10 protein-coding genes and 1 pseudogene are annotated in these 12846 nt (G+C 33.9%); 5 read left to right on the top strand and 6 right to left on the bottom strand.

Going from position 1 to position 12846, the window contains the following annotated elements; all coding sequences use genetic code 11:
• Window positions 1–142 precede the first annotated feature (142 nt).
• A complete protein-coding gene (sepF, locus tag IGQ45_00635) occupies window positions 143–808 on the bottom strand; it encodes a cell division protein SepF (protein ID MBF2055733.1) in 666 nt (221 codons plus the stop codon).
• Between the two features lie 671 nt (window positions 809–1479).
• On the opposite strand from sepF, the gene IGQ45_00630 reads away from it, so the two are divergent.
• Window positions 1480–2265 (top strand): fumarylacetoacetate hydrolase family protein, encoded by a 786-nt coding sequence (locus IGQ45_00630; GenBank protein MBF2055732.1) that lies wholly within the window; start codon window positions 1480–1482, stop codon window positions 2263–2265.
• A gap of 201 nt (window positions 2266–2466) precedes the next feature.
• Here IGQ45_00630 and IGQ45_00625 read toward each other — a convergent pair whose 3' ends face one another.
• Window positions 2467–2943: a hypothetical protein gene (locus IGQ45_00625; GenBank protein MBF2055731.1), complete on the bottom strand. Its 477-nt coding sequence runs from the start codon at window positions 2941–2943 to the stop codon at window positions 2467–2469.
• A gap of 20 nt (window positions 2944–2963) precedes the next feature.
• A complete protein-coding gene (locus IGQ45_00620) occupies window positions 2964–3161 on the bottom strand; it encodes a hypothetical protein (GenBank protein ID MBF2055730.1) in 198 nt (65 codons plus the stop codon).
• Between the two features lie 289 nt (window positions 3162–3450).
• Here IGQ45_00620 and IGQ45_00615 point away from each other — a divergent pair, with 289 nt between their 5' ends.
• The 3 genes and pseudogenes from IGQ45_00615 (at window position 3451) to IGQ45_00605 (ending at window position 9266) form a co-directional block, all read left to right on the top strand.
• The gene (locus IGQ45_00615; protein ID MBF2055729.1) at window positions 3451–7629 is read left to right on the top strand and encodes a response regulator; all 4179 of its coding nucleotides are present in this window, start codon (window positions 3451–3453) and stop codon (window positions 7627–7629) included.
• Window positions 7630–7713: 84 nt separating this feature from the next.
• Window positions 7714–8784, top strand: a complete 1071-nt coding sequence (locus tag IGQ45_00610; protein MBF2055728.1) for a mechanosensitive ion channel family protein — start codon at window positions 7714–7716, stop codon at window positions 8782–8784.
• 239 nt (window positions 8785–9023) lie between these two features.
• Window positions 9024–9266: pseudogene (locus tag IGQ45_00605) on the top strand (coproporphyrinogen III oxidase).
• A gap of 88 nt (window positions 9267–9354) precedes the next feature.
• Here the strand turns inward: IGQ45_00605 and IGQ45_00600 are convergent.
• A complete protein-coding gene (locus tag IGQ45_00600; GenBank protein MBF2055727.1) occupies window positions 9355–9696 on the bottom strand; it encodes a histidine triad nucleotide-binding protein in 342 nt (113 codons plus the stop codon).
• 215 nt (window positions 9697–9911) lie between these two features.
• Here IGQ45_00600 and IGQ45_00595 point away from each other — a divergent pair, with 215 nt between their 5' ends.
• The gene (locus tag IGQ45_00595) at window positions 9912–10256 is read left to right on the top strand and encodes a hypothetical protein (GenBank protein ID MBF2055726.1); all 345 of its coding nucleotides are present in this window, start codon (window positions 9912–9914) and stop codon (window positions 10254–10256) included.
• A gap of 181 nt (window positions 10257–10437) precedes the next feature.
• Here the strand turns inward: IGQ45_00595 and IGQ45_00590 are convergent, their stop codons facing one another.
• Entirely contained in the window at window positions 10438–11352 is a 915-nt protein-coding gene (locus tag IGQ45_00590) for an alpha/beta hydrolase (protein MBF2055725.1), read from the bottom strand.
• A 477-nt stretch (window positions 11353–11829) separates the two neighbouring features.
• Window positions 11830–12696 carry a 6-carboxytetrahydropterin synthase gene (locus IGQ45_00585; GenBank protein ID MBF2055724.1) on the bottom strand — a complete coding sequence of 289 codons (867 nt, stop codon included), beginning with the start codon at window positions 12694–12696 and terminating at the stop codon, window positions 11830–11832.
• Window positions 12697–12846 lie beyond the last annotated feature (150 nt).

Raw genomic sequence — 12846 nt, 5'->3', positions numbered from 1 at the left:
AAGAATTGACAAGAAACTTATGTTTATTAATCTTTTTCTTTTTCTTGTACAAGAATCTATTGACTGACGAATCAATGTTTGATAGTTTTCAACCTGCTACCTGAAACCTGCTACCTGAAACCTAAAACCTCCCTAATGTCAATTATTGAGCCATGGAGTCAGGCAAATCAGAAGAGGGTGTATCCCAAAGAGAATCGGGAAATTTATCGGTTAATCCCATGGTGGGGTTAAAGGATTTGTCTTCACTACCATCCAAATTGATTTTCATATTGTCATTAACATTGACATTTCTGGGGGTGAATAAAAAGATACCATCACCGATTCTTTTTTGGTGTCCATCCATGGCAAAAGCGCCCCCCGCCACAAAATCCACCGCCCGTTGTGCTTCATAGGCATCCATGACAGTAAAATTTAAGACTACGGTTTTTTGTTGTTTCAAAATTTCGATGACTTGAGTCATTTGTTGGAAATTGTGAGGTTCGAGGAAAACTATTTCATGGACCATTGAATTTACTCCCGGCATACCAATTACATTATTAGGATAGTGATGATTATTGTTATTCATCGCAGTTTCTGATGATGAAGATTCTGATTGAATTTTGTTTCTATTCTGACGGCGAAGAGAGGAGTTGACGGGCGCTGGTTTTTCTTCCGCCACATTGGTTAATTCCACTTCTTGCAAGTCGAAATTATCCGCTTCTTGTACCATTTCCTCCATTTCTTCTTCGTAATGCTCGTAATTTTCAGCATTACCGTTAATCATGCTTCTTACTTTATCTAAAAAATTTGGCTTATTCACTTCTGTCATTAAATTTAATATTTCTGTATGATAATATCTTTTTTCAGTTTTTAGATCAAAACTTACCTAAAATTAAATCATAGAAAATAGATATTTAATCACTAAATTTGCTTGTCCAATTAATTTTTTGCTAATTTTACTTAATTTCTGTTTTCCTTAACCTTAAATAGTATAAAAAAACTACTCATTATCTCAATGGTAAATCATTGATGTTATTTTCCTAAAATTTATGGTTAATGGGAATAAGTCACACCATAATAGATGATTTAACCTTAAGAATTGATTTAGATAAGTGTTTATGTTTTAGTTTATCTTTACTTGTAAATAATTTGTAGGGTATTTGCAAGTATCTAAAAATATAGCTCTTCTACAGTAGTTATGAAACATTAATAGGAAATAATTGCTCAAATGTTTATTTTGTAATAATTGTATTATTCTAAAAATACCAATTTTATCATTTATGACAATAAAAAAGCCCTTTGCCCTTTGCCCCTTGCCCTTTTCCCTTCTAATAATGCTCACATTGAAAAGCAAAGAATTTTATAATAGCATTACGTTGAGGTAAATTGAGAATCATCCTAGGGTCTTTAAAAATTAGTCAGAATCCTGACAAGATAATTCATTTACAATTACAACATTACCAAATTAATAATTTACAATTAGTATAAAATATTTAGATTATGGCACAACGTTATGTAAGAGTTAAAACATTAAAGGGTCAAACCTACTACGGCAAACTACAGCTTGATCGTAGCGTACAAGTGTTAGACGCGCCACCGTGGCTAAGTGGTAATGAAACTGAACAAATTTTGGGAGAAGGAGAATATATACTACTAGCGCCCTGCGCCCCATCAAAAATCATTGCTTTGGGCAAGAATTATCTTGGTCATGCCCAAGAAATGGGATCAGATGTACCAAAAGAACCGTTAATTTTTCTTAAACCTCCTTCTGCTATCATCGCCCATGAACAAATTATTTATTATCCTAAACAATCTCAACGGGTGGATTATGAAGGAGAATTAGCTCTTATCATTGGTGAAAGAACAAAAAATTGCACTGTAGAAGATGCCCAAACCAAAATTTGGGGTTATACCATCGCCAACGATATTACCGCTAGGGATATACAAAAAAAAGATGGACAATGGACAAGGGCAAAAGGATTTGATACATTTTGTCCATTGGGTCCTTGGATTGTGCGAGAATTAACTTCGGGCGCTAGGCTAGAGACTACCATCAATTATGAGGAAAAACCGAAACAATCCAGTTTATTAGAAGATATGGTGTTTTCACCCCCAGAAATTGTTGCCTACGTTTCCCAAATTATGACTTTGTTGCCGGGAGATGTGATTTTAACTGGCACACCAGAAGGAATTGGACCTTTACAAATAGGTAATTCTGTGAGTGTGGAAATTGAGAGTATCGGTATTTTAACTAATACCATTGAAGCAATACCTGATGATTTGTAAAGGTGTCAGGTATCGGGTGTTAGGTATTAGGTTAAAGAATTGACAAAAAATATATCTTAATTGAGTTCTACTGAATAAATCAAAACCCTTGTTAAGTAAAGGCTTTAAGCATAATAAAAACCAGAAAAAGTGCCAAAAATAGCCTTTTTATCTACCCTTTTAAAACCTTTGCCCCTTGCCCTTCACCTCAGCAACTCTCAATTAATATGGTACTTGTCCTTTTACTGCTTCTGAGATACCGGGCAAATCAGCGTATTTACCAGTGGCAGATTCAAAAATACTGTAACCACAAGCGATTATGGTTAGTAAAAAAATAGCATTATAAAGGGTTTCGGTGAATAATTGTCCTAACCCTCCTAAAAGGATTCCTGTAATTAAATTGACTAAAATTAAAAGAATATCAATGAGAATGGCTTGCATGGCATTGTAGCGAATGAAATGACTAATGTTTGTATTTCTGATGACACCAGCAAAGAGGGCAATAAAGATAATAAAACGGGCAAAAGGAATAGTATTGTAAAGAATGGCGAGGGGTATTAAGGGAATGGTAATTACTCTTAATACAGGAAATTGATTGAAAAGAAATACGCCAAATTCTAAAACATAGTATAAGGGAATTAAATAAACTAAACAAGCAAATACTTTATCTTTCCAATCGGCTGAACTGTAAGAACTCATAAACATTCAAATAAAATTACTTACTCGATATTAGCAAGACGGAAGCCCATGTGACATTCATAAATAGTGGGTAAATGCCGATCTAATTTACCAATACATTGCCCACAACTAAGTTTACCTTCTTGCCAGCGCGGTTGCCCTCCGTTATTTGCTAGTAAACAACTATGACATACTTTTTCAGGAGATAACATTTGTTGATCTTGCACAATAACTAACATTATCTAACCCTCAACCTTTACTATACGTCTATTGTACGGGGTGGAGGGCGCCCTCCGCCTTTATCATTAAGAAATGTCTCGAAACTTAATTCTTTAGGGGTGCTTTACCGACTTCTGGTTAAGCTAGTGAATGGGTAATTTCCTGAATTTTGAAGGGGTAAAATTAAGGTTATGATTAATAAATAAAATAATTCTGTTATGGAATCAGAGAGGGTTTTAAACTCCGTCTTTTGCCTTTTCAACTTCCTCAATGGCTTTTTTCTCATTTTAGCTGATGATAACTTCCTTAATCAATACTAAATTAAAACAAATTAATTTCGGTTTAATAATTTTAATCTTGCTAAGTTATCTGGGTAATTATTTTAAATTACCTTTATTTTTTGGTCTGGATTTTTTGTTTGGTAGTATTTTTGTTTGGGTAATTACCTATTATTATGGGCAGTTTTGGGGGGCGCTGGGAGGCTTTATTGCTAGTACATATACTTATTTTTTATGGGGGCATCCTTACGCTATTTTTACTTTTTCTTGTGAAATTATTATAGTTAATTATTTTTGGTATAAAAATAATAAAAATCTAGTTTTATTAAATATTCTTTATTGGTTATTAGTAGGTATTCCTTTAATAGTTATTAGTTATGGTTTTATCTTATCTGTTTCTCCCACAGAACTAAAATTAATTGCTCTCAAACAGATGATAAATGGAGTTTTAAACTCAGTTATAGCTCTTTTAATTATTGACTATCTTCCCGTTAATAAAATACTTAAACACAACTATTTTAATAAACTTATTTTACCTTTCGAGCAAAATCTTTTAAACTCTCTAATAACGGTTATTTTCATTCCATTATTTGTTTTAAGTTTGATTAGTAGTAATTATCAATTAGCACAAACTAGAACTTCTATCGTTGCAGAATTAAATCAAATTAGTAGCGCATTTACTGAAGATATAAAAAACTGGAAAATGGAATATCAAACAGCATTGTTAACCATTGCTGAGAAACAATATTCTAATGTTGATTTAATGAAAAATGATTTAGAAATTATCCAGCGCACGTTTCCCTATTTCGACTATATTTATGTAGCTAATGAAACAGGAGATATTATTGCTTTTGCTAGTAAAAATAATCTAGAAATGACCTCATTAATTAGTGACAATATTGCTGATACTGAAAAGTTTAAAATATCTCAGCAAAACCAACAAAAATCTCTCATGGTACTTCACAGTAATGAAGGAGAAAAACAACTTCATTTGTGTTTAATCAGCGCCCGTAACCTCAACAATAAATGGTCTGGATTTGTGGCTGGTTCGATTAATATTAATAGCTGGCAAGATTTTATTAACGATAATTTAGGTAAACGTGATGGAGATATACTAATCTTAAATCAAGATAATAAATTATTAGTTAGTGGACATAATACTATAGAAAAAGATAGATATTTTAGTTTTAATAGTGATGAAAATAGAGAAATAAATTTAGTTGATTATAAAAATATTTTCACTGCAAATATTTATCATTCTTTACCGAAGACTAAAGGCACACCAATTGTGAAAAGATGGAAAGAATCTTATTATTTTCATAAAATTGATACCTTATCCGATTTTCCCTTTGTTGTCGTGGCAACTGTTGATGCTAAAAATTACGTTACTAAACTTCAAGAATACTATATTCGCATTCTGACAATGATGGTTATTATTGCCATTATTACTTTTGTCTTTGCTCGAAAAGTAAGTAAAGATATAGTAAAACCACTCAAATCCTTAGCAAAGATAACCACAGACTTACCAGAGAAAATAACTGATAATAAAACCATAAAATGGCAACCTACCAATATCACAGAAATAGATATTTTAACTAAGAATTATCAATCAATGATTGCTATTTTGCAAGAAAAATTTATTCAGTTAAAAGAATCAAAAGAAAACTTAGCCATTAGAGTGGCAGAAAGAACCAAAGAATTAGAATTAAATACCATTAAACTGCAAGAAGAAATTAAAGAAAAACAAGCTATAGAACAAAAATTAAGAGCAAAAGATGAACGCTATGAATTAGCCGTTTCCGGCACAAATGACGGTATTTGGGATTGGGATTTAAACACCAATGAAGTATATTTTTCTCCGGCTTGGATGCGCATAATTGGCTATGAAGAAAATCCTCTCCCCGCCACAATTAATACTTGGTTTGATCGCATTCACGATGATGATAAAGAAAAAAATCTTCAAGATATTCATCAATATTTGGAAAACGAAAAACCTCTTTACAATAATATCCATCGTCTGCAACATCGTAACGGTGAATATATTTGGATACAAGCAAAAGGGAAACAAGACTATGATCAAAATGGCAAAACTTATCGTTTAGTCGGTACAATCACGGACATTAGCGAAAAAGTTGCCGTTGAACAAGAATTAATCATAGCAAAAGAACAGGCGGAGGGCGCTAATCGTGCCAAAAGCGAATTTCTGGCGACTATGAGTCACGAAATCCGCACCCCCATGAATGCGGTAATTGGCATGGCTGGTTTACTCCTCGATACTGATTTAACCCCCGAACAACAAGAATTTACTGAGATTATTCGCACTAGCAGTGACAGTTTATTAAATATAATTAATGATATTCTCGATTTTTCTAAAATTGAATCAGGCAAATTAGAGTTAGAACAACAACCCTTTTCCCTTTATCAAGCGGTGGAAGAGTCTCTGGATTTAGTAGCGCCCAAAGCCTCCCATAAACAGTTAGAGTTAGTTTATACCATTGACGGGGAAGTCAATAATTTTCTCGTCGGTGATGTGACAAGATTAAAACAAATTTTAGTAAATCTCTTGAGTAATGCAGTAAAATTTACTCAAAGTGGTGAGGTAGTATTATCTATCCATCAACAGCGCCCTTCACAACTACTTTTCATCGTCAAAGATACGGGAATTGGTATTCCAGCTAATGGCATGAATCGATTATTTAAGCCTTTTTGCCAAGTAGATGCTTCCACCACTCGGAATTATGGTGGGACGGGGTTAGGCTTGGCAATCTGTCAAAGATTAATTAAACTAATGGGGGGCATGATGTGGGCAGAAAGTCGAGGGGAAATCATGGGAGTGTATCCTCCTGATTGGGAAATTGAATCAAATCCTCAAACGCCCGGCTCAAAATTCTGTTTTGTTATTCCCGCTAAATTTCTTTACCAAAATAGCGCCCCTCAAGAAAATACTCAACAATTATTGCAGGGCAAAAAAATCCTCATTGTGGATGACAATGAAATCAATCGTCAAGTATTAATGAGTCAGTGTCAAAATTTTGGCTTGATAACCATTACTGCATCTTCCGCCAAGGAAGCATTATTAATCCTCAAAAGTCAACAGCCTTTGGATTTTGCCATTCTTGATATGCAAATGCCTTATATGGATGGTGTCACCCTGGCTAAAAAAATTAGTTATCTACCTCATTATCAATCATTACCTCTTATTCTACTGAGTTCTATGGGTCATGGTCATATTGAGCAGGCGCTATCAGAGGTAAATTGGGCAGCCACCTTAGTTAAACCCATTAAACAATCAAAATTGTATCAAATTCTTTCTACCATTGTCACTCAAGCACAATCCCCAGAAAAATCTGCTAAAATCATTAATTCTTCCGCTGCCAATTTAACTAATATTGCCACCGTTACACCCCTAAAAATACTCATTGCGGAGGATAATATTATCAATCAAAAAGTAATTACCAATATCCTCAAACGTCTAGGTTATCGCGCTGATGTGGTAAGTAATGGAGTAGAAGTTTTAGATATTTTACGCCATGAATCCTATGATTTAATTTTAATGGATGTGCAAATGCCAGACATGGATGGATTGACGGCTACTCGCCAAATTCGCACTCTCTGGCGTCATAATCGTAGTAATTTTTCTGGCAATCCACCTTATATTATTGCCATGACAGCTAACGCTATGGAAGGCGATAGACAACGTTGTTTAGACGCAGGAATGGATGATTACCTAGGGAAACCAGTAAGGGTAGAGGCGCTGGTGGAAAAACTAAAAACTGTCCGTAAGAGTGATTCTACGGTTATATTTAATATAAACAATCTTTCTGTTCTTAAAAATACTTACTCAGAAGAATCGATGATGAAATTAGATACCCAAATAATTACCGAATTAAAGGATATGATTGGAGAAGAAGACTTCGAGGAGGTATTTCAAGATTTAATTATTTCTTATTTGGAAGATACACCGGGTTTACTACAGGGCATTCAAGCTGGTATTACTACTGAAGATGTTGAATTAGTTCAAATCAATGCCCATACTCTCAAATCTAGTAGCATTACCTTAGGGGCAAAATCTTTATCTCAATTATGTAAAATGTTAGAACAATCCACCATAAAAGGTAATTTGGATGAAGCTGATATTTTATTTACTTCTATTTTAGCGGAATACAAAAGGGTAGAAAACACCATGAGGGCGCTGGTTAAAAATAAATAAAATCTACCGAGTCAAAATGGTAAACGGCAAAAGGTAAAAGGCAAAGATAAATTTAAGGACAGCTTAGACTGTCATCCTAATAAAATGAATTTTAGTTTCGATACAATTTTTAACTTAACCCCAAAAATACAAACATTTTTAATTGATATTTTAATTGTTTTATTTATTTTAATTAGTAGCTACTTTATTATTAAAATCAGTAAAAACTTTGTATTTCGACAACTTAGAAAGATTACTAAAAAGACCGAAACTGAATTAGATCAGCAAATTATAGAAATTCTTAATAAGCATATTATTCCCATTAGTTATTTCATTTTTTGCTATTTAATTATCAAAGAACTACAAATTAATGAAACTTTATTAGGATTAACCAGAACATTATTTGGTATTGCTGTTACCCTTTGTTTTGCTAGATTCTTAGTGGATTTGGCACGAGTTGTTATTAATTTTTATAGTAAAAAATATCATTACTCAGATTCAATTATTGAAAGAAATATTAACGCACTTTTTCCAGCCATCAGAGTTATTATTTGGACTATCTCAGGAATTATAATTATCAGTAATTTGGGTTTTGATATTGGTGCCATTGTTGCTGGTTTAGGCATTGGTGGTGTAGCCATCGCCCTTGCTTCCCAAGGTATTTTACAGGACTTATTTAGTTATTTCGCTATTTTATTTGACCGTCCTTTTGAAATTTCTGACTTAGTTTCTATCGATGATTTTATTGGTTATGTAGAACATATTGGCATCAAAACCACCAGAATTAAAGCCTTAACAGGGGAACAATTAATTTTAGCTAATACTGATTTAACGAATAGTCGTTTACGCAATTTTAAAAGGATGCAAAGTCGTCAAGTTATTCTTAAAATTGGTGTAATTTATGAGACATCTAATGAAAAGTTAAAAAATATTCCTGATATTATTAAAAAATCGTTAAATTCTCTTGATAATATTACTTTTGATATTGCTTATTTTTCAGGATTTGGTGATTTTAGCCTTGATTTTGAGGTAATTTACTATGTCCATAGTAATGAGTTAAAAATGTATCGTCAGGCTCAACATAATGTCAATTTAGCTGTTAAATTTGCCTTTCGAGAGTCAGGATTAGAGTTTGCTTATCCCACTGAGTTACATTATCTTAAAGGGAATCAGTAGAATTTTATAAATTAGTTCGTCAGGACTTTTCTTAATCAACATCAGGTTATTACGGTGGAGGGCGCTATTAATCGTTGACGAGATAACAGAAATTGAGAATTATGAATTAAACTATACCTGGTACATCAGTTAATTAGGGATTTATTAGGGAGCAGGGAATGGGAAGTATTAGCTAATTATTTCTTGTGGGTGGATAAATTTATGTTTTTAACATTACCTACTTCGGAAAGTGACAAAAGACCATGGAATATGGAGATAAGGAGCGTAATTTTCAATTATATCGGCGCGGTCGCTATGTAGAATTTAATTTGGTGTATGGTCGAGGTACTATTTTTGGCTTACAAACCAACGGGCGCACGGAATCTATTTTGATGTCTTTACCGCCTCAAGTGCGCTGGGAGTACAACTATCACCCTGAAGTGGAAAGTCCTGAAGCACAATTAACAGAGTTTTTCTTAAAGCCTCAAGACTGGGCAAAATAGTTATTTTCAATTTTCCTCTCTTCCCTCTCCTTTTTTTCTTAGTATTAAACAAATGGGTTTTGATACTCAGAATTTACAAAACTGTTTTTTAACCCGGAGGCCATTTTAAAGGGCGTTCACCTAAAATATGTAGATGAAGATGATCCACGGTTTGCCCTCCATCACTACCATTATTAATTACTACTCGATAGCCATTGCTAAGATTGGCTTCGGCAGCAACTTTTTTAACAGTTAATAATAAATGCCCTAAAAGATTTTGGTCTTGTATTTCGGCATCATCAATACAGATAATTGGTTTTTTCGGAATTACCAAAATATGGACGGGTGCTTGGGGGGCAATATCTTTGAATGCCAAGCATAAATCATCTTCATAGACGATGTGCGCACTTATTTCCCGGCGAATAATTTTGCTAAAAATTGTTTCTGTCATATTAGGTTAATTATTTGACTGTCATTAATCATATCAGTTACAGGGCTTTCCCATAAATAAAGGCAAAGAGGTATAGTTGTTTTAAAAGAGAATGAAAAATCATCAAATTTTTTCAGCCTTATTATAAGTCTCAAACCTTACCTGTTATTTTTTTCCGGTATGAGTTGCTGAGGTTATAATCTAAGAGCAATAGATTTTGATTAACAAACAAACAAATGGAACGGACAAGAATTGCCTGTGTTTCTGTTTTAGGTATGGTTGGAAGTATGTTCATATCTGCTTCTTCTACCAGCGCCCTCCCCCCCTGTTACATTATTGATAGTACGGGTAATACCGTTGATTTAGGCTTTATCTGTCAGGCACAAACCAGGGCGCCTCAACCGGAAAATCCTCCTGAAACTAATGATACTACTACCCCTGTAGCGCCCGTAGCGCCTGTAGCGCCCGTCACCCCTGCTCCAGAAAATATAACCCCAGCACCCGTCACCCCAGCCCCAACAACTAATCAGAATACTTCAACAACTCCAGCACCCAGAACTAATACTCCTACTTTAAAATAGGGTTTGCTGAAAAAGTGCCATCGTGAGGGCAAATTGACAATTATGAGGTTTTATTATCCTCGTGTAGTGTCTATAATCTTGTGTTTTAATTGCATTTTTATTTTTTTAAAGCGCGATTTTGCCTATTTTTAGATGCTTGTAATCTGCATTAACCCTTATGAATCAAAACTTTTGAGTTTATTCAGCAACACCTAATTATATGTTGAGCGGTAATTTCTGCTTGTTCTAAGTGTGGTACATGACCACAATTTTCTATCCATTTTAACTCACTATTTTTAATTAGGGATTGGAAGAGGGGCGCTGATTTTGTGCCTAAAATTTGGTCATTTTTGCCCCATAATATCAATGTCGGTGCTTCAATTTCTCCTAATCTATCCTCAAATGATCCATAACCGCCACTTTTAGTAAATTTAATTAAGGCTTGATTCCAATTATCACAGTCAAGATGTAATGCAGCGCACCTCAGTGCATCCTCAGAAGCATAATTTTTATCAAAATAAGCGGTTTTACTGATACTTTGTCTTACTTTTAAATTGCGCAAAAATTCTGTGGCTAAATAACCTAATGGGGGAAATAAAAATTTGCTGATAATTGGTTGTTTAATTAAGCCACCACTATCTAATAAAACTAATTTTTCTACTAATTCAGGATAGCTTAAACAAAAGTCAATAGCTGTAGCGCCCCCCATGGATGCACCCACTAAAATCATCGGTTTTTTGATCATTTCTCGGTGAAATAATGCTAAATGTTGTTTAATTTTTTCAGGGGAATATGTTTGCAGTGGAGGGCGCTGGTTAAAGCCAAATCCCCATAAATCTATTACCCATACTTCCTTCCCAGCTTCTGCTAATAATGGCAATAAACGGCGATATTCTAATAATGAACTATCAAAACCATGTAATAATACTATCGGGGTTTCTGATGAATGGCGGAGGGCGCTGGTTTCGTGAATATAACTGCTAAAAACTGTTTCTCCATCCCAATTTAGTTTAGTAAATTTTATTTTTTTGAAACAATTAATAGATGTTAACTCTGTTAATTTTTGACTATTTTCAATAATTTTTAGAGAAAATAATAAAGTATTATTACTTGTCATTTTAACGAAATAGATTAATTTTAAATATTATTTTTTATTTCTGGAAATAAGTAGAGTTTGGTGAATAAATTAGTTAAAACTCAGTTTAATTTATTGAACGAAAAACTGTTAATTACCCTTAATATCAAGTTCGCTTGATCACTTATGAATTACTAATATCAATATCTTAGTTCAATTTATTGAACGTGATCCCGTTGATTCCGTGTAATTCATTACACGGTGGGTAAAGTGCGAAGGCATAATCTTCTATAACGGATTACCAATTCATTCTAAGGTGGACAAATAGAGAATAATGAAATTAAAAATTTGTATCAAAAATAAACCTAAATACTACAATAATATATAATAGCTAAATATTTATTACAAAAAAGTATTAAACAACGAAATAAATAATTTATTAATGGGTGTTGAGACAGAGGAATGACTCATGGGGGGGAGTGAGCCCTCCACCCCTCACCCACAGAAGAAAGTAATAAATTAAGCTAAAACAGCCACTTTTTCCACTGAATTAACTAAATTCAAATCCTGTTGAGAGCAAAAAATTTCACAAGAATTATTAGGACTTTCAATGAGTTTAATTTTAGTTAACTCAACCCCTAAACTTGCCACAGGTTTTTGTAATAAAGAAGCAATATAAAAAGCGATATTTTCTGCCGTAGGTACAGTATTAGCAAAATAACTAATATCTTTATTTAAGAAAGTATGATCAAAAGGTTCAACCACATAATCATCAATTACCTGTTGTAGCGCCCCTAAATCAACAATCATACCCGTGCGAGGGTCAATATTGCCAGTTACCGATACTTCTAAATGATAATTGTGACCGTGACCATTGGGGCGGGCGCACTTGCCGTATATTTCGAGGTTTTCTTCATAGCTTAACTGATTAGAAGCTAAACGGTGGGCGGCGCTGAAATGAGTTTGAATAGATAAAGTTGCTTCCATAGCTTTTCCTTGATAGTTAACCCAAAGTTGGGGATGTTCGTATAATTGAATATCAATAAGCGGTAAATGAGGTGCTAAACGTTGCCAAATAACTCTGGCAATATTTTCCGTAGTCGGTAAGGTTTCCTGAAATTCCGCCCAAGTATCATTAAGATAACTATAGTCTAACTGACTTGTCACCTCATTTTTAATGACCTTTTTGACATTAGAAAGATTTTGTACCATACCATATTCGTCTAATTCTCCCATTAAAGAGACGAATAAGACATAATTATGTCCATGCCCCGGAAAACGACTATTTAAACCAAAACGAGCTTGATTTTCGCTTTCTGATAATTCCCTTAGCCAATAACGGTGACTGGCGCTAAATTTTGCTCGACGATTGACAACACATTTCATCGTAATTGTTTTTAATGCCTTGATAATTCTTCTTCTACCTTACCATTTTTTGCTTAACTTAACTTAACATTGACACTCCCACCACTAAACCCTACGGGTTATAGTGGGGGATTCTTGGTTCACCGACTCGCCGTTAGACGACAGCCCATA

The organism is Cyanobacterium sp. T60_A2020_053, assembly GCA_015272165.1.
GTDB lineage: Bacteria > Cyanobacteriota > Cyanobacteriia > Cyanobacteriales > Cyanobacteriaceae > Cyanobacterium.
This window is presented reverse-complemented; position numbering and strand designations above follow the sequence as displayed.

Bases quoted from the DNA above. Each gene is read 5' to 3' on its own strand.
- IGQ45_00590 (MBF2055725.1), bottom strand. From the start codon at position 11,352: ATGACAAGTAATAATACTTTATTATTTTCTCTAAAAATTATTGAAAAT.
- IGQ45_00585 (MBF2055724.1), bottom strand. From the start codon at position 12,696: ATGAAATGTGTTGTCAATCGTCGAGCAAAATTTAGCGCCAGTCACCGT.
- IGQ45_00610 (MBF2055728.1), top strand. From the start codon at position 7,714: ATGAATTTTAGTTTCGATACAATTTTTAACTTAACCCCAAAAATACAA.
- IGQ45_00625 (MBF2055731.1), bottom strand. From the start codon at position 2,943: ATGAGTTCTTACAGTTCAGCCGATTGGAAAGATAAAGTATTTGCTTGT.
- IGQ45_00595 (MBF2055726.1), top strand. From the start codon at position 9,912: ATGGAACGGACAAGAATTGCCTGTGTTTCTGTTTTAGGTATGGTTGGA.
- IGQ45_00620 (MBF2055730.1), bottom strand. From the start codon at position 3,161: ATGTTAGTTATTGTGCAAGATCAACAAATGTTATCTCCTGAAAAAGTA.
- IGQ45_00600 (MBF2055727.1), bottom strand. From the start codon at position 9,696: ATGACAGAAACAATTTTTAGCAAAATTATTCGCCGGGAAATAAGTGCG.
- sepF (MBF2055733.1), bottom strand. From the start codon at position 808: ATGACAGAAGTGAATAAGCCAAATTTTTTAGATAAAGTAAGAAGCATG.
- IGQ45_00630 (MBF2055732.1), top strand. From the start codon at position 1,480: ATGGCACAACGTTATGTAAGAGTTAAAACATTAAAGGGTCAAACCTAC.